This is a genomic window from Sphingobacterium populi, assembly GCF_001586775.1.
In the GTDB taxonomy this organism is placed as follows: Bacteria; Bacteroidota; Bacteroidia; order Sphingobacteriales; family Sphingobacteriaceae; genus Sphingobacterium; species Sphingobacterium populi.
Map to the genome: position 1 here is coordinate 1 of NZ_LQXS01000047.1, position 204 is coordinate 204.

Sequence of the window (204 nt, forward strand, 5' to 3'; positions counted from 1 at the left end):
GAGCCAGTCGGATTCCGAACGAGATCGTGCCGACATATACAAGCTATCGTACTCCGTACCTTCTTTCAACGCTGCAAAACCTGCTTTAATCGCCTTATCCGTTTGTGCCGATTTGATACGCGCGTGGGTATATTGAATAAACGGACCAGTATGACCTTGAAAATCGACCGACTCGTTTGGATCGAATAATAAACGTTTTTTTAG

General features: G+C 44.6%; 1 pseudogene. It reads right to left on the bottom strand.

Features of this window, described 5'->3' with window-relative positions:
- Window positions 1-204, bottom strand: a pseudogene (locus A0125_RS15275) (arginine--tRNA ligase); the annotation flags it as partial.